Origin of the sequence: Stenotrophomonas sp. NPDC077659 (assembly GCF_050268705.1) — a bacterium.
Classification (GTDB): domain Bacteria; phylum Pseudomonadota; class Gammaproteobacteria; order Xanthomonadales; family Xanthomonadaceae; genus Stenotrophomonas.
In genome coordinates this window covers 1-19,710 of sequence record NZ_JBNNHG010000026.1, presented here as the reverse complement: position 1 = coordinate 19,710, position 19,710 = coordinate 1, and the positions used below count along the sequence as shown (strand labels likewise).

General features: G+C 67.4%; 16 protein-coding genes and 7 tRNA genes. 7 read left to right on the top strand and 16 right to left on the bottom strand.

What is annotated here, in order from left to right:
- The first annotated feature begins 23 nt into the window (after nucleotides 1–23).
- Both ACQKDV_RS06090 and ACQKDV_RS06085 read left to right on the top strand, forming a co-directional pair.
- Nucleotides 24–299: a hypothetical protein gene (locus tag ACQKDV_RS06090; protein ID WP_427782874.1), complete on the top strand. Its 276-nt coding sequence runs from the start codon at nucleotides 24–26 to the stop codon at nucleotides 297–299.
- Nucleotides 300–627: 328 nt separating this feature from the next.
- Nucleotides 628–2,466, top strand: coding sequence for a methyl-accepting chemotaxis protein (locus ACQKDV_RS06085; protein ID WP_427782873.1), 1,839 nt, complete (start codon nucleotides 628–630; stop codon nucleotides 2,464–2,466).
- Between the two features lie 64 nt (nucleotides 2,467–2,530).
- Here ACQKDV_RS06085 and ACQKDV_RS06080 read toward each other — a convergent pair.
- Nucleotides 2,531–2,616: transfer RNA gene (locus tag ACQKDV_RS06080), tRNA-Leu, on the bottom strand.
- Nucleotides 2,617–2,756: 140 nt separating this feature from the next.
- Here ACQKDV_RS06080 and ACQKDV_RS06075 point away from each other — a divergent pair.
- Nucleotides 2,757–3,137, top strand: a complete 381-nt coding sequence (locus tag ACQKDV_RS06075; RefSeq protein ID WP_427782872.1) for a response regulator — start codon at nucleotides 2,757–2,759, stop codon at nucleotides 3,135–3,137.
- A 252-nt stretch (nucleotides 3,138–3,389) separates the two neighbouring features.
- On the opposite strand, the gene ACQKDV_RS06070 is transcribed toward ACQKDV_RS06075, so the two are convergent.
- The 8 genes from ACQKDV_RS06070 to ACQKDV_RS06035 all read right to left on the bottom strand — a co-directional run bounded on the left by ACQKDV_RS06070 (nucleotide 3,390) and on the right by ACQKDV_RS06035 (nucleotide 7,073).
- A tRNA-Glu gene (locus tag ACQKDV_RS06070) sits at nucleotides 3,390–3,465 on the bottom strand.
- 46 nt (nucleotides 3,466–3,511) lie between these two features.
- A tRNA-Ala gene (locus ACQKDV_RS06065) sits at nucleotides 3,512–3,587 on the bottom strand.
- Nucleotides 3,588–3,633: 46 nt separating this feature from the next.
- Nucleotides 3,634–3,709: transfer RNA gene (locus tag ACQKDV_RS06060), tRNA-Glu, on the bottom strand.
- Between the two features lie 47 nt (nucleotides 3,710–3,756).
- Nucleotides 3,757–3,832, bottom strand: a tRNA-Ala gene (locus tag ACQKDV_RS06055).
- A 184-nt stretch (nucleotides 3,833–4,016) separates the two neighbouring features.
- Nucleotides 4,017–4,092: transfer RNA gene (locus tag ACQKDV_RS06050), tRNA-Glu, on the bottom strand.
- A 45-nt stretch (nucleotides 4,093–4,137) separates the two neighbouring features.
- A tRNA-Ala gene (locus tag ACQKDV_RS06045) sits at nucleotides 4,138–4,213 on the bottom strand.
- 89 nt (nucleotides 4,214–4,302) lie between these two features.
- Nucleotides 4,303–6,678, bottom strand: a complete 2,376-nt coding sequence (locus ACQKDV_RS06040) for a heavy metal translocating P-type ATPase (RefSeq protein ID WP_427782871.1) — start codon at nucleotides 6,676–6,678, stop codon at nucleotides 4,303–4,305.
- Entirely contained in the window at nucleotides 6,675–7,073 is a 399-nt protein-coding gene (locus ACQKDV_RS06035) for a heavy metal-responsive transcriptional regulator (RefSeq protein WP_427782870.1), read from the bottom strand. The genes ACQKDV_RS06040 and ACQKDV_RS06035 overlap by 4 nt, the downstream gene beginning before the upstream one ends.
- A 182-nt stretch (nucleotides 7,074–7,255) precedes the next feature.
- On the opposite strand from ACQKDV_RS06035, the gene ACQKDV_RS06030 reads away from it, so the two are divergent.
- From ACQKDV_RS06030 to dsbG, 3 genes are all read left to right on the top strand, one after another.
- Complete coding sequence (locus tag ACQKDV_RS06030) at nucleotides 7,256–8,323, top strand: GlxA family transcriptional regulator (RefSeq protein WP_427782869.1); 1,068 nt, start codon at nucleotides 7,256–7,258, stop codon at nucleotides 8,321–8,323.
- An 82-nt stretch (nucleotides 8,324–8,405) separates the two neighbouring features.
- The gene (locus ACQKDV_RS06025) at nucleotides 8,406–9,209 is read left to right on the top strand and encodes a redoxin family protein (RefSeq protein ID WP_427782868.1); all 804 of its coding nucleotides are present in this window, start codon (nucleotides 8,406–8,408) and stop codon (nucleotides 9,207–9,209) included.
- A gap of 30 nt (nucleotides 9,210–9,239) precedes the next feature.
- Nucleotides 9,240–10,079: a thiol:disulfide interchange protein DsbG gene (gene dsbG / locus ACQKDV_RS06020; protein WP_427782867.1), complete on the top strand. Its 840-nt coding sequence runs from the start codon at nucleotides 9,240–9,242 to the stop codon at nucleotides 10,077–10,079.
- A 188-nt stretch (nucleotides 10,080–10,267) separates the two neighbouring features.
- On the opposite strand, the gene ACQKDV_RS06015 is transcribed toward dsbG, so the two are convergent.
- From ACQKDV_RS06015 to imuA, 7 genes are all read right to left on the bottom strand, one after another.
- Nucleotides 10,268–10,987 carry an energy transducer TonB family protein gene (locus tag ACQKDV_RS06015; protein WP_427782866.1) on the bottom strand — a complete coding sequence of 240 codons (720 nt, stop codon included), beginning with the start codon at nucleotides 10,985–10,987 and terminating at the stop codon, nucleotides 10,268–10,270.
- Entirely contained in the window at nucleotides 10,980–11,318 is a 339-nt protein-coding gene (locus ACQKDV_RS06010) for a hypothetical protein (RefSeq protein ID WP_427782865.1), read from the bottom strand. The genes ACQKDV_RS06015 and ACQKDV_RS06010 overlap by 8 nt, the downstream gene beginning before the upstream one ends.
- Nucleotides 11,315–11,653 (bottom strand): RNA polymerase sigma factor, encoded by a 339-nt coding sequence (locus ACQKDV_RS06005; protein ID WP_427782864.1) that lies wholly within the window; start codon nucleotides 11,651–11,653, stop codon nucleotides 11,315–11,317. The genes ACQKDV_RS06010 and ACQKDV_RS06005 overlap by 4 nt, the downstream gene beginning before the upstream one ends.
- A 368-nt stretch (nucleotides 11,654–12,021) precedes the next feature.
- Entirely contained in the window at nucleotides 12,022–12,528 is a 507-nt protein-coding gene (locus ACQKDV_RS06000; protein ID WP_427782863.1) for a hypothetical protein, read from the bottom strand.
- 121 nt (nucleotides 12,529–12,649) lie between these two features.
- On the bottom strand, nucleotides 12,650–15,766 hold the full coding sequence (locus tag ACQKDV_RS05995; protein WP_427782862.1) for an error-prone DNA polymerase: 3,117 nt from the start codon (nucleotides 15,764–15,766) through the stop codon (nucleotides 12,650–12,652).
- Nucleotides 15,767–15,772: 6 nt separating this feature from the next.
- Nucleotides 15,773–17,182: a Y-family DNA polymerase gene (locus ACQKDV_RS05990; protein WP_427782861.1), complete on the bottom strand. Its 1,410-nt coding sequence runs from the start codon at nucleotides 17,180–17,182 to the stop codon at nucleotides 15,773–15,775.
- A 9-nt stretch (nucleotides 17,183–17,191) separates the two neighbouring features.
- On the bottom strand, nucleotides 17,192–17,812 hold the full coding sequence (imuA, locus tag ACQKDV_RS05985) for a translesion DNA synthesis-associated protein ImuA (RefSeq protein ID WP_427782860.1): 621 nt from the start codon (nucleotides 17,810–17,812) through the stop codon (nucleotides 17,192–17,194).
- Nucleotides 17,813–18,435: 623 nt separating this feature from the next.
- Here imuA and ACQKDV_RS05980 point away from each other — a divergent pair.
- Nucleotides 18,436–19,710, top strand: a 1,275-nt coding sequence (locus ACQKDV_RS05980; protein WP_427782859.1) for a glycoside hydrolase family 3 N-terminal domain-containing protein, incomplete at its 3' end; no start/stop codon positions are given.

Here is a 19,710-nt window from a genome sequence, read left to right as displayed (position 1 = left end):
TGATCGTTGAATCGAGCACTGCCATGGATGCTGCACTTCCCATCGTGATCCTCGCCGCGCTGCTGGGGGCGATCATTGGTTTCATCGGCCCGGCGGGCTGGCGCTGGCAGCTGCTGCGGTTTTCCCCGGGGCTGCTGTTGCCGGTGGCGCTGCAGGTGCTGCAGAGCACCCCATGGATCCTGGGTGGAGGCGGGAACTGGGTGACCGCGGCGCTGCTGGTGTGGGTGGGCAGCCTGGGCTATCTGCCGGCGGTGCTGGCGGTTGCCGTGCTGCGCTGGCTGATGTGGCGGCAACGCTGATCCCCCGGGGGCCTGCCTGCCAGGTCGATGCCAGGCAGGGATGCTGGGCGAAGAAAGGGATTCGGCAGAGCGTGCTAAAGCTGGCCATGAACCGGCCGATAACCTGACTGGGTCTGGCTCCTGTCCTCCCGTAGCAGGACCCCCGGCTGTCCCCGATGGACGGCCTGCGCTGTGTGTATCGACGAATGGTTACGCAGTTCGCAGTGCCCAGCTTTACGCGCAGGAGATCGAGGACGCCGCCCCGTGCGTCTGCAAGTCCAGGCAATTGATGGCCCCGCCGGGTATTCGCCCGCCGGATTGCACCTTATTGGACTTCGAGGACCAGATCATGCTGATGCCAGGCTTCACGGCGGGTGAGAAGACACCGGTCGAATCGCATTCCCGTTTCTCTCCGCGGCGCCTGTTGCTGGGCGCTCTGGGCGCGCAGCGCACCACCGCCGAGGCGTCAGCACAGGACCGCCGGCAGGATGAGCTGGCCGCACAGGTGGCCGCCCTGCATCGCGTGCAGGCGGTCATCGAGTTCGCGCTCGACGGCACCATCCTGCAGGCCAACGACAACTTCCTGCAGGTGGTGGGCTATCGGCTGGATGAAATCCAGGGGAAGTGCCATGCCATGTTTGTCGATCCCGAGCATGCCCGCAGCCCGGAGTACCGTGATTTCTGGGCCCGGCTGGCGCGTGGCGAGTTCGACGCCGGCCGGTACCGGCGCTTTGGCAAGGGCGGGCGTGAATTCTGGATCCAGGCTTCCTACAACCCGGTGCTCGACCACCAGGGGCGGCCGTACAAGGTGGTGAAGTTCGCAACCGACATCACCGCGCAGAAACTGCAGGCGGCAGATTCAGCCGGCCAGCTGGCTGCCATCGACAAGTCGCAGGCCGTGATCGAGTTCAGTCTCGACGGGCGCATCCTGTCGGCCAATGCCAACTTCCTGGCAGTGACCGGTTACACGCTGGAAGAGGTGCAGGGCCGGCATCATGCGCTGTTCGTCGAGCCGGGTCATCGGGAAAGCGCTGAATATCGCCAGTTCTGGGAGAAGCTTGGCCGGGGCGAGTATGACGCCGCTCAGTACCGGCGCTTGGGCAAGGGGGGGCGCGAGGTGTGGATCCAAGCATCGTACAACCCGATCCTGGACATGAACGGTCGGCCGTTCAAGGTGGTCAAGTACGCCACCGACATCACCGCCCAGGTGCATGAGCACCAGGCAACGCAGCGCGCTGTGGCGCAGACACGCGAGGTGGTTGCGGCAGCCAAGCAGGGCGACCTGACCCACCTCGTCGACATGACCGGCAAGCATGGTCCGATCGCTGAGCTGTGCCAGGGCGTCAATGCGCTGGTCCAGGCAATGGCCGGAATTCTGGGTCAGATCAAGTTCGCCGCGGACACCATTGCGGTGGGTGCCAGCGAGATCGCGCAGGGTAACAGCGATCTGTCGCAGCGCACCGAGCAGCAGGCCGCTTCACTGGAAGAAACGGCGGTGTCGATGAAGGGCCTGGCCGATGCCGTGCAGCGCACCGCCACCCACGCACGCCAGGCCAGTGAACTGGCCGGTGGCGCGTCCGATGTCGCTACCCGCGGCGGCAGCGTGGTGCACGAGGTGGTGTCGACCATGGCGGTGATCAACGCGTCTTCGCGGCGCATCGTCGACATCATCGGGGTGATCGACGGCATCGCCTTCCAGACCAACATCCTGGCGCTCAATGCGGCGGTGGAGGCGGCACGTGCCGGCGAGCATGGACGAGGATTCGCGGTGGTCGCCACCGAGATCCGCGAATTGTCGCAGCGCTCGGCCAGCGCGGCCAAGGAGATCAAGCAGTTGATCGATGAGTCGGTGGCCAATGTCGGCGCCGGCACCGCGCAGGTGGAGAGCGCCGGGCGCACCATGGACGAGATCGTGCGCGACGTACGGCGGGTGAGCGAACTGATGGCGCAGATCAGCTCGGCGGCGCAGCAGCAGAGCGACGACATCCAGCAGATGAACCAGGCCGTGGACCTGATCGACCAGGGTACGCAGCAGAATGCGGCGCTGGTGGAGGAAGCTTCGGCGGCGGCGCGCAGCATGGAAGAACAGTCCGCGCAGCTGCTGCAGACCGTGGCCGGGTTCCGGGTGGATGCGGGGCAGGGCAGTGCGGGCATACCGCCGGCACCGATGCTGCGGGTGGTACCCTGAAGCGCGTGAAGATGACCCTCGGAATACGCAGAAGGCCAAGTCGATGACCTGGCCTCTGACGCGATGGTGCCGGTGAAAGGACTCGAACCTTCATGGGGTCACCCCCGGCTGATTTTGAGTCAGCTGCGTATACCATTCCGCCACACCGGCAGCAGCGGGGTAGTGTAACCGAGGCTGGCGGTCCTTCATAGAGGCACTCCTGTGCCGGGGCCGAAACCCCTTCTTTTTGTCGGTAATGGCGGCGTGACGGCTATACTGGATCGGCTTGACACATGCAGGAGCGATGGCCCATGACTGCGTTGCAGGACCTGCGGGTGCTGGTGGTCGAAAACGACGAGATGAGCGCGGCCCTGTTGCAGATGCAGTTGGTACAGGCCGGTGCCGTGGTCGTCGGTCTGGTCGCGACGGTCGCCGAGGCATTGCGTCTGCTGCAGGACACCTCGCCGGACGTGGCCCTGCTGGATTACCGGTTGGCCCGCAATGAGACCAGCGAGCCCGTAGCCGCTGTGCTCGCTGCCCGTGGAATTCCTTTCGTGCTGGCCACCGGCATGACCGCCGAGCAGGTGCCCGCATCAATGCGGGCCGGCGTGCTGCTGGTCAAGCCCTATCTGTCGGTGGATCTGTCGCGGGCGTTGTTGCGTGCCGTCGGTCATTCCACTACGCGGGTGTGACCGCACACCGCACGCCCAGTTGGCCTCCTCGAAGGTGTAACGCAGGTGCTCACGGTCATCGAGGATGGCGTACTGCGTGGCCAGCTGGATACCGGCGGTTTTGACGCCAAGGGCGGTGAGACATTCATCCACGCATGGCGTGGATCTACTGCAGTATCCGGAGTGCCCCGGTAGATCCACGCCATGCGTGGGTGTCGTAGTCCGAACGGCAGGCAAAGAAAAACCCCGGCCGAGGCCAGGGTCTTCAAGAATTGGCGTCCCCACGGGGATTCGAACCCCGGTCGCCACCGTGAAAGGGTGATGTCCTAGGCCTCTAGACGATGGGGACGCACGAAAACTTCAAGTTGTAGATCTTCGACGGCCTGATGTCGAAGTGGTGGAGCCAAGCGGGATCGAACCGCTGACCTCCTGCATGCCATGCAGGCGCTCTCCCAGCTGAGCTATGGCCCCATGAAACTCCGGATGATCCTGCCGGGAGCAGGGTCCGTTCTGAAACTGGCGTCCCCACGGGGATTCGAACCCCGGTCGCCACCGTGAAAGGGTGATGTCCTAGGCCTCTAGACGATGGGGACGCACGAAAAACTTCAAGTTGTAGAACTTCGACGGCCTGATGTCGAAGTGGTGGAGCCAAGCGGGATCGAACCGCTGACCTCCTGCATGCCATGCAGGCGCTCTCCCAGCTGAGCTATGGCCCCGTGTTGCCGAGCCGCCTATCTTACCAACGTGTTCACTTTTGTGGAAGCTTTTTTTTCGCTTTTTCGTCGCGCTTCACTCAAGCCGCGAGGGCAGGGGAAACCACAACGCCACAACCTGAACCTCGGTAGGCGGTGAACAAAAAAGACCCGGTAATCGGCCGGGTCCTTGTTGTTCGTGATGAATTGGCGTCCCCACGGGGATTCGAACCCCGGTCGCCACCGTGAAAGGGTGATGTCCTAGGCCTCTAGACGATGGGGACGCAGGAAAACTTCAAGTTGTAGATCTTCGACGGCCTAATGCCGAATGGTGGAGCCAAGCGGGATCGAACCGCTGACCTCCTGCATGCCATGCAGGCGCTCTCCCAGCTGAGCTATGGCCCCACGTCGCTGAGGAGCGAAATAATAGCTGTACCCCCCGGGGTTGGCAAGCCTTTGTTGCAGTTTTCTTCACGTCCCTTGCGATGCCGTTGTCAGCTGTCCGGCAGCCGCTGCGCGCGCAGGCGCAGCGCGTTGCTGATGACCGATACCGAGCTCAGGCTCATCGCCACCGCCGCCAGCATCGGAGAAAGCGAAATGCCCCACGGCACCAGCACGCCGGCCGCGACCGGAATGCCCAGCCCGTTGTAGAGGAAGGCGAAGCCAAGGTTCTGCCGCATGTTTCGCACGGCGGCACGCGACAACTGGCGCGCACGCAGGATCCCGCGCAGATCGCCCTTCACCAGCGTTACCTGTGCACTGGATATCGCCACGTCGGTGCCGGTGCCCATGGCGATGCCGACATCGGCGCTGGCCAGGGCAGGTGCATCGTTGATGCCATCACCGGCCATCGCCACGACATGGCCCTGTGCCTGCAACTGCTGCACCAGTGTGGCCTTGTCGGCCGGCCGGGTTTCACCATGCACCTCGTCCAGCCCCAGGGCGGATGCCACCGCCTGCGCAGTCAGCAGGCCATCGCCGGTGGCCATGATGATGCGCAGGCCGTCACGGTGCAGTGCGGCGATGGCGTCGGCCGTAGTCGCCTTGATCGGATCGGCCACCGACAGCAGCCCGGCCAGTTGCCCATCCACCGCCAGGTACATCACGCTGGCACCGCGACGGCGCAGGGCATCGGCGTGTTCCTGCAGTGCGGCCACCGGCACCGATTGCCCGGACATCAAAGCAGTGTTGCCCAGCCACATCGCGCGGCCCTCCACACGGCCACGCACGCCCAGCCCGGTGATCGAATCGAACGCCTCGACCGCGAGCAGCGGCAATCCGCGGCTGCGCGCAGCGGTGACGATGGCTTCGGCCAGGGGATGTTCGCTGCCCTGGTCGAGGCTGGCGGCCCACTGCAGCACCTGGGTGTCGTCGAAGCCGGTGGCGGCATGCACTGTATCGAACGCCGGCCGGCCTTCGGTGAGTGTGCCGGTCTTGTCGATCACCAGCGTATCGACCTTGCGCAAGGACTCGATGGCCTCGGCGTCGCGGAACAGCACGCCGTGCTGCGCGGCGCGGCCGGTGGCGACCATGATCGACATCGGCGTGGCCAGCCCCAGCGCACACGGGCAGGCGATGATCAGCACGGCCACCGCGCTGAGCACGCCATGCGTCCACGAGGGCGCAGGGCCGAACAGGCCCCAGCCCAGCAGCGTCAGTGCAGCCACGGCCAGCACTGCAAGCACGAACCAGTACGCCACACGGTCTGCCATGCGCTGCATCGGTGCGCGCGAACGTTGCGCCTGCGCCACCAGTTGCACGATCTGCGCCAGCATGCTGTCCTCGCCCACACGCTCGGCTTGGATCACCAGCGCACCGGAACCATTGAGGGTTGCGCCGATCACACTGTCACCGGCCTGCTTGGTCACTGGAACCGGCTCGCCGGTCAGCATCGATTCGTCCACCGTTGAGCGGCCTTCCAGCACGCGACCGTCCACCGGCACCTTCTCGCCGGGACGCACGCGCAGGCGGTCGCCGGCCTTCACCTGCGCCAGTTCGACATCCTGCTCGCTGCCATCGGCTTCAATGCGTCGTGCAGTCTTCGGTGCCAGGCCCAGCAATGCCTTGATCGCGGCGGAGGTTCTGGCCCGTGCCCGCAGTTCCATCAGCTGGCCGAGCAGGGTGAGCGAGATGATCACCGCCGCTGCTTCGAAATAGACGCCGACCTGGCCATGCTGCTGGAACGAGGGCGGGAACAGGCCCGGTGCCAGCGTGGCCACCAGGCTGTAACCGTAGGCGGCGATGACGCCGGTGCCGATCAGCGTCCACATGTTGGGGCTGCGATTGCGGATCGACTGCGCCCAGCGCTGGAGGAACGGCCAGCCGGCCCAGAGCACTACGGGCGTGGCCAGCGCGCCTTCGATCCACACCCGCACGCTGGGGGACAGCGCGTGCAGCAGCGGCGTCATTGCCAGCATCGCCAACGCCATCGTCGCCAGGCTCAGTGGCAGCGAGATCCAGAAGCGGCGGCGGAAGTCGGTCAGTTCCGGATTCTCGCCTTCATCCAGGCTGGGCATCATCGGTTCCAGCGCCATGCCGCAGATCGGGCAGATGCCTGGGCCGTCCTGCACGATTTCAGGGTCCATCGGGCAGGTGTACAGGGTGCCCGCAGGTACTTCGGGCGCGACATGGGACGACGGATCGAGGTAGCGCTGCGGGTCGGCAACGAACTTCTGCCGGCAGCCGCCACTGCAGAAGTAGTAGTCCTGACCCTGGTGCCGGGCATGGTGTGCGGTACGGGCCGGGTCCACGTCCATGCCACAGACCAGATCCTTCACCGTAGCCGAGGTCTTTTTCGCGCCGCCGCAGCAGCCGCCGGCTGCGGCGGCCTGGCTGTGAGCGTGACCTTCCGGGGAATGCGCGCTGTTCATGCGTTGTCCTCGGTCAGGGCAGAGAGGATGGGGCACTGGTCCAGCGCGCCATGACCCGGACAGGCGTCCACCAGCTGTGACAGCGCGGTGTGCATCCGCTGCAGCTCGGCCATCCGCTGCTCGATGTCGGCCAGCCGCGCCTGCGCCGTCTCGCGCACGCTGCCCATGTCCTGCTGATGGAGGTCGCTCAACGCCAGCAGTTCGGAAATCTCTTCCAGGCTGAAGCCCAGCGCCTTGGACCGCCGGATGAAGCGCAGGCGGCGCAGATCCTGCTCGCCGAATATGCGGTAGCCGCCGGCCGAGCGTGCAGCGGTGGGCAGCAACTGCTGGCGTTCGTAATAGCGGACGGTGTCGATCGGCACCCCGGCCTGGCGGGCCAGCTCTCCAATGTTCATGGCGGACTCCTCGAAAACAGGGGGTCATTGTCAACCCTGGAGTTTAGTCAAGAGTCAAGGCTTTGTTGATTCTGCCTATTCAGCTCACTTTGCAACTTTCTTCATAGCCCTACCGTTGGGCCACTTCCTACCCTTCGCCAGAACCGGCCGCTCGGCGGCCTGAACGAATGGAGGAGGGGAGCGTGGAGGGACTGAAGAACGAGGGGTTCGTCGAGGTTGCCGTGGTGGAGTACCCGGGAGGAGACCCGTCGGCGGCCTCGGTGCTGGCCGAAATGGCACATGTGGCCAACCGTCTTGCCCAGCAGCAGCGGCGCGCGAATGCCCGCGTCCTGGTGACCCGCTGGATCGTTCCGGCCAGCAACCGGGGCGTGAACCGGATCGCCGGTGCGGAAATGCTGGATGCAGCCATTCCGGCCGTGATCGCTCTGCCGAGCCAGGTCAGCCCAGGTGTGTCGGTGCGGGCCGAGGAAGTGCTGCTGGATTGGCTGCGTGCGCACTATGACGGCGGCAGCCTGCTGTCCGCCGCTGCAGACGGTGTTGGCGTGCTGGCACGCGCGGGGCTGCTGGCTGGGCGCACGGTGGCCGGTCCGGACCTGCGTCGCCACCCGGGCCTGCAGAGCCAGGCCGTCAGCTGGGCCCCCAGTGAACGTACGCTGGTCGATGACGGCGATCTGCTGACCGTGGCCGGCCCGCAGGCCTGGCGATATCTCGGGCTGCGTCTGCTGTACCGTCTGCACGGGCAGGGGATTGCCAGCGAGGTGGCGCAGCAGCTGGGCGTCGTAGTGCCGACCGATGTGCAGCAGGACCTGGAGCGCTTCAGTGCCAATTTCGCACATGGCGATCGCGATGTGCTCAAGGCGCAGCGCTGGCTACACACCACCGCCGCACGCGGAGCAACGTTGCCGGCCATCTGCGCGATTTCCGGCCTTGAGCCGCGTACCCTGCAGCGTCGTTTCCTGAAGGCGACCGGGCTGCGTCCCATTGAATACTGCCAGCGGCTGCGCGTAGCCAAGGCGCAGACGCTGCTGCAACAGGGGGCCAGTATCGATGAGGTGGCGTGGGGCGTAGGCTATGCGGACCAGAGCGCGTTTCGTCGGCTGTTCCTGCGCATTGTCGGCATGACCCCGGCGAACTATCGCCGCCATGTCAGCTGCAAGCGTCGCGAGCGCGCGCTGTCCGCGCCTGCGGTGATGCCGCCCCGGTCGGTGCCATCGCAGCAGGTCGCAGCGTCGCGGCTGGACGCTGCCTGACCGGGCCGGGGAGCGGCGTGCTTGCAGGGCAGGCGCGGCACTCCGACCATGCAGGACCTTGAACGATGCGGCAGGTGACGTAATGGCAAGTGTGGGGCCGGTGCCTATGCCGGTGGTGGTGATCCTGATCTCGCTGCTGCTGGCGATGGGTATCGCACGGCTGTGGACACCGCGCCAGCCGGTGCCACCGCAGCCCTCGGGTGCCGGCCGGGTGCTGGACATGCTGCTGGTGGGCCTGCTCTGCGGGCGCGTGTCCTTCGTCATTGCCAATCTCGACCTGTATCGTGACGCGCCCTGGAGCGTGTTGCAGATCGCCGATGGCGGCTACCACGTCGTGGCCGTGCTGGTGGCGGCGTTGGGCTGGGGTCTGTGGGTCCTGCGCCGCCAGGCTTCGCTGCGGGTGCCCGTGCTGGGCAGCGCGCTGGCCGGGGCACTGCTGTGGAGCGTGGGCAGCTATGGCCTGGCCACGTGGCAGGCCAGCACGCTGGCGCTGCCTGCCGTCCAGGTACTGGATATGCAGGGCCGACCGCTGGACCTGGAGCAGTTCCGGGGCAGGCCGCTGGTGCTGAATCTCTGGGCCAGCTGGTGCGGCCCCTGCCGTCGCGAGATGCCGGTTCTGGCCAAGGCGCAGCAGGCGCATCCCGAGGTGCGGTTCGTCTTCCTCAACCAGGGTGAACACCTGGATGAGGTCCAGCAGTTCCTGCGCGCAGAGCGCCTTGAATTGCAGGGCGTGCTGCTGGACGAGCCTGGCGCCGCTTCGACCGCGCTGGGCGTGCGCGCCTATCCGTCCACCCTGTTCTTCAATGCGCAGGGGCGTCTGCAGGATCTGCACCTGGGTGAACTGACCCAGGCCGGTCTTGAACACAAACTACGCAGGCTGCGGTAGCCTGCGCGGGCATTTCCTTCCGGAGTTCACATGCTGTCGATTTCCCTGCGCACCGCGCCTGCGGTCCTGATTCTGCCGGTTCTGCTGGCGATGACCGCCTGCAGCCAGGCCCAGACTCCGCCCGGAAAGGCGCCTGCCAGTACCGCCGCTGCGCCCCCGGCCGCCGGCAAGGGCCAGATCCCCGCCGTTCTGAAGGGGATCGAGAAGCACGGCTTCGAAGTGGTGTCCGAATTCGATGCGCCCGGTGGCCTGCGCGGCTTTGCGGGCGTGGTGGGCGGCCAGCAGCCGGCTGCCGCCTATGTCACCGCGGATGGCAAGCACGTGCTGGTCGGCAGCCTGTTCGATGCAGAGGGCAACGATGTGGCTGCCGAGGCGGTGGAGAAGCTGGTGTCTGCGCCGATGTCGGCCAAGATGTGGGCCAAACTGGAAGCCAGCGCCTGGGTGCGCGACGGCAAGGCCGACGCCCCGCGCGTGGTCTATACCTTCAGCGATGCCAACTGCCCGTACTGCCACAAGTTCTGGGATGCGGCGCGTCCATGGGTCGACGCGGGCAAGGTGCAGCTGCGGCACATCATGGTGGGCGTGATCCGCGAGGACAGTCCGGCCAAGGCGGCGGCGATCCTGTCTGCACGCGATCCCAGCGCAGCACTGCTGGAGAACGAGCACCAGTTCGAGCGCGGTGGCATCAAGCCGCTGCCGAGCATCAGCCGCGAGGTCGCCGGCAAGCTGGACGCCAACCAGATGCTGATGGTGGAGATGGGCTTCCAGGGCACGCCGGGCATCCTGTTCCAGGATGAACAGGGCACGGTTGAACGCCGCGCCGGCCTGCCGCAGGGCGATGACCTGATGAAGGTGCTCGGTCCGCGCTGAAAGCGCCACCGCGCCTCATTCACGACAGCAGGCAGGACAGGGCAATGTGATTGTTCTGCTGCCTGTTGGCTGGATGCGCGTGGCAGCACGTTCTGGTTGACGATCGTGAACGTGGGGGCGGTAGAGTCGAGCAAGCTTGCATGTTCCTCCCGGCTCGACTCTACGGGACTGGGTGGGCAAGCGGGACGCTATGTCTGGTGCAGGTAGTACTCCACTGGCACGACCAGTTCCTGTGGGGCCTTCATTTCATCGGGAATGGGCGGCAGCGGTTGCGCGCGGCGGAACGTCTGCAGCGCGGCTTCATCCAGCAGCGCCTGGCCGCTGGACTGCTCCAGCCGCAGCGCCAGCAGGCGTCCCTCGCGATCCAGGCTGACCCGGACCCATGCAGTGCCCTGCTGGCGCCGCGCGCGTGCGGCGGCCGGGTAGAAACGGTAGCGCTGCAGGCGCGCCATCAGGCGGGCTTCCCACTGGTCACTGGCCGCACCGGCCTGCACCTCTGCCGGGGGCGCATCCGGTGTGGGTGGTGCGGCAGCCACCGAGTTGGTGGCCGACGCTGCGTTGGTCGTGGCTGCAGGCAAGGCGAGCTGCAGGGCCTGCCGGTCGCTGCCACCCGTTTCGCTGGCGGCCAGTTCACCTTCGCGGGCGGCGGTGGGCAGCGGCGGTGGGGGGGCCTTGCTGGGCTGCGGTGCGCGGGCCTGCTCGGTCGGGCGCGGCGTATCGGCGTGGCGCTCCTCCACCGGCCGCGGTGGCGCCGCCGGGGCCAACAGACGCAGGCTGATCCGCATGTCCTGCTCCGGCGGCGGCAAGGGCGGCGGCGTTGCTGCCCAGTGCACCAGCAGCAACAGCGGCAACACGTGCAGGCCGGCGCTGATGGCCATGGCCTGCCAGTGACGGCTGCGCTCACTCATCGCCGGCGCCCCACACCAGATCGGCATCGCGCCCATCCACAGCTTCACCCGGTGCAGCCAGGGCGATCACCAGGACGGGTGCGGCACCGGCATGCTGGGCCAGTACGACCGCGGACAGCGGCTGGCGGGCGCTGGCCGCCGGGAACTGGACAGGTGCGGTCGATGCCAGCAGCGCATCGACCTCGCCATGCGACAGGTTGCCGCTGTAAAGCGCAATGCCTGCGCCGGCCGCAGCCTGTACCAGACCGCCATAGACCTGCCAGGGCCAGCGGCCGTCATGGTCATCCAGCCGCCAGCGGGCGGCCTCCTGGGCGATGGTGTCGTGGCTCACGCCTGCGGTACCTGCTGCACGGCGACCAGTGCACGCAGCAGGTCGCCGTGCGCGGTCTGCCGGGTAATGCCGAGCTGGCGGCCGATCTCGGCCAGGCCCATCCATTCCACCCGCGCCAGCAGGAATGCCTGGCGCGAGCGCGACGGCAGCGCGGTGATGATGGCATCGCCCAGCAGCCCACTGGCCGCAGCCTTGATGAGGCGCAGCCAGGATTCCTGGACGACGTCATCAGCGTCGCTGCGTTGCGGGAGTTTGCGGCGGATGTGGGCATGCAGCGGCCGGTAATGGGGGCTGCACAGATGCGTGACATCCGTCGGTTCGACAGGCGTGGACACGGGGCGGGCGGGGGCAGTGTGGAGGAACAGCCCGCGGCGGCAAGGGCAGCGTCAGTACCTTACAGTAAAGAAGAATCATTTGCATTAATCGCAGGTCGCCCGGGATGAGGCCGGGGCGCCGCCGTATTCCGGCTTCAGAGGGAGGTGTACTGGATCTGGGCAGCCAGCACGGGCAGGCCCTCGGCGCCACTGGACGGGTTGCGCATCAGACGGGTTGCGCATCACCTGTGCGGCGTTGCCGGTGACGCAGCTGCGGCAGCTTGCCGGTGATCTGCTGGCGGGGTGCGGTCGGGTAGCGTCGAGCTTGCTCGACTGATTGGCCAACAGCAGTCGAGCAAGCTCGACGCTACCGAAGCGGTTGCGGGCAATCAGGGGGCGGCGTTGGCGCCTGGGCGCACGTAGTAGGTCTGGCCGGTGTCGTCCAGGAACACCAGTTCCGGCGTGCCCTGCCATGAGGTGAGCATGGCGCCGGTGTTGTTCTGGTGCCGCACCATCAGGCTCGCGCCGCGATCAGGGTTGGCCACGACCTTGAATACTTCGGTGGTGCCGCGGGCATCGTCCAGGGTCAGCAGGGCCTCGCCACCGCGGTCGCTGGTGCCGTAGCCGCCGCGTTCGGAGCCATCGGGGCCGAGCAGGATCATGCCTGACAGGGCAGTGGCACGCGTACCCTGCACCTTGCCCTGGCTGAGCGGGTCGGGCACGGGGGCGCCGAGGATGACGCGTGCCTGGCCCTTTTCATCGTGAATGACCAGGCCGCGGGCTTCGATCACCCGTTGTGGTGACTGGTGGGTATGCAGGTTCCAGGCGGTCCAGCCGGAAACCAGCAGGGCGAGGGTCGAAACCCCCAGGGTGGTCAGCATCAGGGCGCGGGCCATCGTGTCGTCCTTCCTTGGATGTGGCGACGATAGCGGATGCAAAAGCGGATGGGTAGAGTCGACCGTTGGTCGACGATCGTGCGCGAGCGCGGAATGTCGACGCCACCCGATCGACGTTACATCAATGGAAATCGCGGCTGTGGCTGCGCAGGCCCTGCAGCAGTTCGTCCAGGCCGAGCATGCGCTGCACGATGACATGCTGCACGCCATCGACACGTTCCAGGCGGCCGTCGATCTGCATCAGCTGGGTATCGACCAGCATGCGGTGCTGGCGGTCGGCCACATGCCGCCAGACCACGGCGTTGACCATGCCGGTCTCGTCTTCCAGGGTGAGGAAGGTGACGCCGCTGGCGGTCTGCGGGCGCTGGCGCATGCGTACTAGGCCGGCAATGCGGACGCGGCGGCCATGGCCGTGGCCAGCCAGCTGCGCGGCATCCAGGCAGCCACGGCTGCGCAGCTGCGTACGCAGGAAACTGATCGGGTGGCGACCGAGCGTAGTACCAGTGCTGCGGTAGTCGGCCTGCATGTCGTCCCATGCGCTGGGTAGCGGCAGCGGCACGCGTGCCTCGGCGGTGGCACGGGCCTGGTCGAACAGCGGGAGACGGTTTTCCACGCCGGAAATATCCCAGCGCGCACGATGGCGATGGCCGCTGAGCCCACGCAGCGCCCCGGCATCGGCCAGCAGCCCCTGCTGGCGCCGGTCCAGCCCGGTGCGCTGGCAGAGGTCGCCGACATCGTCGAACGGGCGGCGTGCGCGTTCGCGCATGAGGGCCTGCATGGCGGTTTCGCTGCAGCCATCGACCAAGCGCAGGCCAAGCCTGATCGCCGCTGCACCCTTGCTGAAATCCAGCGTGCAGTCCCAATCGCTGTGGCGCACGTCTACCGGCAAGACCGTGATGCCGTGCCGGCGCGCATCCTGCAGCAGCTGGTCGGGGCTGTAGAAGCCCAGTGGCTGGCTGTTGATGAGACTGGCGGTGAAGGCGGCCGGATGGTGGCACTTGAGCCAGCAGCTGGCATAGGTGAGCAGGGCGAAACTGGCGGCATGGCTCTCGGGAAAGCCGTAGCTGCCGAAGCCCTTGATCTGCTCGAACAGGCGTTCGCCGAATTCCAGGCTGTAGCCGTTTTTCAGCATGCCGGTCAGCAGCTTTTCGCGATGCGGCTCCAGGCCACCATGGCGTTTCCATGCGGCCATCGAGCGGCGCAGTGCATCGGCCTGGCCCGGGGTGTAGCTGGCGGCATCCACTGCCAGCTGCATCACCTGTTCCTGGAATAACGGCACGCCCAGGGTGCGTGCGAACACGCGTTCCAGCTGTGGTGGATAGAGGGGGTTGTCCGGATCGCTCAAGGCTTCGGGCCCCTGTTCGCGCAGGATGCGCCGGCGTTCCAGGTAGGGGTGCACCATGTCACCCTGGATCGGGCCGGGGCGCACGATCGCCACTTCGATCACCAGGTCGTAGAAGCAGCGGGGCTGCATGCGCGGCAGCATGGCCATCTGCGCGCGCGATTCGATCTGGAACACACCGATGGTTTCGGCGGCGCAGATCATGTCGTAGGTGGGACCATCGTCATCCTCAATTGCATCCATGCGCCCACTGTGCAGGCCGTGCTGCTGCAGCATGGCCAGGCATTTGCGGATGGCGGTGAGCATGCCCAGTGCCAGGCAGTCGACCTTCATCAGGCCGGTGGCATCGAGGTCGTCCTTGTCCCACTGGATGACGGTGCGCCCGGCCATGGCCGCGTTCTCCACCGGTACCAGGGTGGACAGCGGGTGTTCGGAAATGACGAAACCGCCCGGGTGCTGCGACAGGTGGCGGGGGAAGCCGATCAGCTCTTCGGTGAGTGACAGCAGCCGCCGCATCAGCGGCGTGTCCGGATCGAAGCCGCGTTCGCGCAGGGTGTCCGGCAGCGGGATGTTGCCGCCCCAATGGTCCATGGCTGCTCCCAGCTCGTTCACCTGGTCCATGGGCAGGCCGAGCGCGCGGGCGACATCGCGGATCGCGCTGCGGCCGCGGTAGCTGATCGCCACGGCGGTGAGCGCGGCACGCTCGCGGCCATAGCGCTTGAACACGTACTGCAGCACTTCCTCGCGGCGCTCGTGTTCGAAATCGATGTCGATGTCCGGTGGTTCGTTGCGCTCTTCGGAAATGAAGCGTTCGAACAGCAGGTTGCTGTGCACCGGGTTGATCTCGGTGACGCCGAGCACGAAGCACACCGCCGAATTGGCGGCCGAACCGCGCCCCTGGCAGAGAATGCCTTGACTACGCGCGAAGGCGACGATGTCGTCCACGGTGAGGAAATAGGATGCGTACTGTTTGCTGGCGATCAGCTGCAGCTCGTGCTCGATCTGCGCGCGTTGCTTCGGCGCGATGCCACCGTCCTTCTTCCAGCGCCAATGGATGCCCTGTTCGACCCGTTCGCGCAGCCAGCTGTCCGGCGTGTGTCCTTCCGGCACCAGTTCGTGCGGGTAGGTGTACTGCAATGCATCCAAGGTGAAGTGGCAGCGCCCGGCGATGTGCACGGTCTCGGCCAGCAGCTCCGGCGGATACAGCTGGGCCAGCGCGCTGCGGGGGCGCAGGTGGCGTTCGCCGTTGGGGAACAGCCGCCAACCGGCTTCGGCCACGCTGCAGCGGTAGCGGATTGCGGTGAGCGTGTCCTGCAGGGCGCGGCGGCGGCGCACGTGCATGTGCACATCGCCGCTGGCCACCAGCGGCAACGTGTGGCGTTCAGCGAAGGCCTGCAGTTGCTGCAGGCGGCGCACGTCGTCGTGTTCGTGGTGCAGTTCCACCGCCAGCCACAGGCGGTCGTTGAACCCGGCGCGCAGCAGCGGCAGGTGGCTGGCATCGGGCTGCCGGTCCAGCCACAGGCACAGCAGGCCGTCGGCCAGGCCGTGCAGATCCTCGCGCAGGCAGCGGTACTCGCCTTTGCCTGCGCGCCGCCGGCAGGTGGTGATGAGCTGGCACAGGCCGGCATAGGCGTCCTGGTCGGTGCACAGCAGGGCGATCTTCGGCCCGTCCTCGACCTGGAATTCAGCGCCGATGATCAGCGCCACGCCGTGTTTCCTGGCTGCCTGCCAGGCGCGCACGATGCCGGCCAGCGAGCACTCATCGGTGATGGCCAGGGCGCGGTAACCCTGGCCGGCGGCACGCGCGAAAAGTTCATCGGCGGTGGACGCGCCGCGCTGGAAGCTGAAGGCCGACAGGCAGTGCAGTTCGGCATAGGCGGGAGAGGCGGCGTGCATGGCGGTTCAACCGAACCAGCCGTGCAGCATCCACGGCGCATGCGGGGCGTTGCGCGGGCGGAAGGCCCAGCCGCGCTGGCCGTGCGTGGTTTCCACCACGTAGTAATCACGCCGGGCATCGGCGTGGTCCCACCAGCCCGATTCAATGCGTTCCGGCCCGGCGATGATGCGCAGGCGCGGGTCGCGCAGTGGCTGCGGTGTGTCCAGCAGCCAGCCGGGCCGCAGCGGCCAGTACGCCGGGGGCTTGCCCGCCGGTGGGGTGCCGCTGGCCCGCTCCGGGCGATGGTCGGCCTGCACCGCCAACGGCTGCACGGCGTCATCGCCCAGGCGTGCCCGCAGGCGCTCGCGCAGCTGGTTCCACGGAATGGCCTGCGCCGGGCGGGTGTCGAACAGATCGCATGCGGCCGGCACGAACGGCGGCAGGTGTTCGGCCTGCAGGCGCAGCGCCCGGCTGCCGGCGGGCAGGGCGAAGGCTTCCATGCGGTTGCGGGCGATCTCGAACAGCAATGCGGCATCGCGTTCGGGGGCCAGCAGGCCGATGGTCAGCACGCTGGCCGGCAGCAGGTCGTGTTCGAAATACAGATCGAAGCGCTGCACGCCGCCATCGCGCGAGCACAGGAAGGCAGCCAGGTCCAGCAGCAGGCGCCGCAGCGGGAACAGCAGGGCCTGGCTGGATTCGATTTCGTATTCGAATTCGATGCGGGCATCGAAGCGGTCCGGTGGCTGGTAGTAGCGCAGCGGGGGGGCGGGCAGTCCGCGCAGTGCGTCCAGCTGCTGCAGCACCTCCGGGGCGAAGCGCCGGGCCACGCTGTCGCGCGGCAGGTCAAGCACCGCCCCCAGCGTGCGCAGGCCGGAACGGCCGAGGACGGTGACCGCCTCGGCGGGCAGGCCGCAGCGTGCCAGCGGCAACTGCGCCAGCAGGGCGGGCAACTGTTGCGCGTCGATACCCAGGCCATCGTGCACATTGGCCAGCACGCGTGCGGCATGCGCGGTGGGCGCAGCCACCAGACGGTGGCGGAAGCCCAGCTCATGCAGGCCAGCGCGCAGGCGCTTCTCGATCTTCAGCCAGTCACCGAACAGGGCACGGCTGGCGCCGATTTCCATGACCAGCGCGTGCGGGAAATCGAGGCTGACCTGCGAACTGTAGGCATAGGCCCAGCTGGCCAGCAGCTGCCGGGTGTGCTGTTCGGCGTTGGGGTCGTAATCGTGCAGCTGCATGTCCCGTACCAACACCTGCGCGGCCGACAGCAGCATGCCCGGCCGCAGGCCGGCCGATCGCGCTGCCGGGCTGACCGCACGCAGCACACGGCGCTGCGCCGGCCCCTGCAGCAGCACCAGTGGCCGTTGCGGGTCCGGCTGCAGGCGCAGCACGCTGTCCAGCGCCAGCTGCGGCAACAACAGGCAGGCCCAGTGCATGGCGCGGCCTCAGTGGGCGATGGCCAGCGGCAGCGGCTGCGCGGGCGGCAACCCGCCGCGGCACTTCAGCACCCGCACCTGGCTGTGGTCGAGCTGCAGGCGCAGGCTGGCCGGGGAGGGATTGCGCGCGGCGCGCGCGTCGCGGAACACGAAGCCCAGGCACTGGCCACTGTCGGCGGCGACCTGCAGGCGACGCAGGGAACGGTCATCGGCCTGCTGCGGCTGCGGCCAGCACAGCACCGCAGCACAGGCGGCCGAACGCAGGCATTGTTCAGCCGCCCACAGGGCCTGCTTCGGTGTGGCCTGGATGATCTGCAGCTGGGCCAGGTCCAGGCCGGCTGCTGCCCAGGCCGGGGCGTGCGGGCGGTAGGGCGGGGCGACCAGCACGATGGGCCGGTCGCGCTGGCTCAGCGTAGCCAGCACCGGCCAGACCAGGGCCAGTTCACCCACGCCGGGCGCCCCCTGCAGCACCTCGCACAGGCCGCTGGCAGGCCAGCCACCCCCAGGCAGGCGGGCATCCAGCGCCGGGTGGCCGCTGGCCAGATGACCACTGGCAGGCCCGGTGCGCGCCGGACCCCGCCATAGCTGGCGGCCGTCCAGCAGGCGGTCGAGCGCGACGACGGCGCCCATCAGCAGGTCCCCCAGGTGGGGCGTCGGGCAGGTGGGCGGCGGCAATGGAAGGGAACGGCTGGCATGGGCGTGTATCGACAGGCCGGAATGAGGGGCTGAAAGCGACATGCTACTCGCCTTGTGAGTAGAATTACTAATGAAATTCCGGGGTGGGATTTTCAGGTTGATGAAGGGGGCATCCACGCGTGGCGTGGATCTACCAGCCACCAGCCGCCAGCCACCTGTCGAAGGCGGGGCACTTTGGGTGTGCCGGATGTGAGCCGCATGGGCCCGAGGCATGCCTCGGGCGGGTCGGGCAGGACGCCCCCGGGACCTGCAGTGCCCACCATGGCCAGGCGCAGACTGATGAGCGGCGCTGATGGCCCGATAACCAGACCGTGACCGAGGCCTGTGACTTAGGTCCTGTTGACAGCCATCGATGCCCTCGCACAATGTTAACAAGATGGGTCGCTTGCGGCCCGGGCAGGCAGGTTGTCACGCCGGGAGGAGGGTCCCGCGCGCAGACCGGTCCGTCCCCTGGCCCGCGGTGTGTTGCCTGGCAACGCCTGCGCGGCATGAACGCTGCACCCTTCGGCGGCATTTTCCCTGGACCGATTGCCTTGGCAACGGAATTACGCCCGTCGATGAAAACGTTTACAAAGCCGCTTGCCCTGTCCCTTGCGCTGTCTGCCGCGCTGGCCACTCCGGCCTGGGCCGATACTGCCGCCTTCACCGTGCTGACCCTTGACCAGGCACCCACTCCGGATGCGATTCCCGCCCTGGCCGCCCAGCTGAAAATCCTGCAGGTTGACGCCGTCAGCGTGCGCCAGATGCAGCGCGGCATCGGCCAGGTCGATCCGCTGCAGCTGCTGGCAGATGGCCTGGGCTACGAATACCGCTTCATTGATGCGGGCAAGGATGACGGCCAGACCCAGCAGGGCCAGGCCGTGCTGACCCGGTTGCCGATCACCGCTGAATCCGGCCCCGACCAGCCGGGCCTGAACTACCTCCGCCTGGACGATGGCCGCCACACCGTGGCGCTGTACACCGATGCCGGCGCCGGTGCCGCGCGCCTGCCGGCCCTGGTCACCGGTTCGCGCCTGGGCGCCCCGGCGGTGCTGCTGGGCGCGGTGGCCGGTGAGTCGGCCAAGGCGGCCGGCTTCGATCCGGCCCGCGTGGCCCTGGAAGCCGATGCCAGCTACTTCAGCGATGGCTTCCAGGCGGCCAGCAGCGCGCCGTTCAAGATTGATGGCAGCGCCCTGCGCGCGACCCTGCTGACCCTGGCCTACGTGGCCGACAAGGGCGGCGAGCAGCCGTGGATGGACACCACCCTCAACGCCGATGCGCGCGCTGCGCTGCTGCTGAAGGCGATGACCGAGGACGAGAAGTTCCAGATGCTGCACAGCTACTTCGGGCTGGGCAAGGACGGTGGCCCGCTGCCGGAAGGCGCGGTGGGTTCGGCCGGTTTCGTGCCGGCGGTGCCGCGCCTGGGCATTCCGTCGCAGCAGTCGGCCGATGCCGGCGTTGGCGTGACCAATCCCGGTGGCATCCGTCCGGGTGACTTCGCCACCGCCATGCCGTCCGGCCCGTCCACCGCCTCCAGCTGGAACCGCGAAGTGGCCTTCGCCGGCGGGGCGACCATGGGCCGCGAGGCATGGCAGCAGCGCTTCAACATCCTGCTGTCGGGCAGCGTCAACCTGCAGCGTGACCCGCGCAACGGCCGCAACTTCGAATACGCCGGCGAAGATCCCCTGCTGGCCGGCTCGATGGTCGGTGCGCTCATCCAGGGTGTGCAGAGCCAGCACGTGATCTCCTCGATGAAGCACTTCGCGCTGAACGACATGGAGACCCGCCGCAACTTCCAGCGGGTCAGCGCCATCCAGCCGGTAAAACGATCACTGCCCGCATCCACGCTCCAC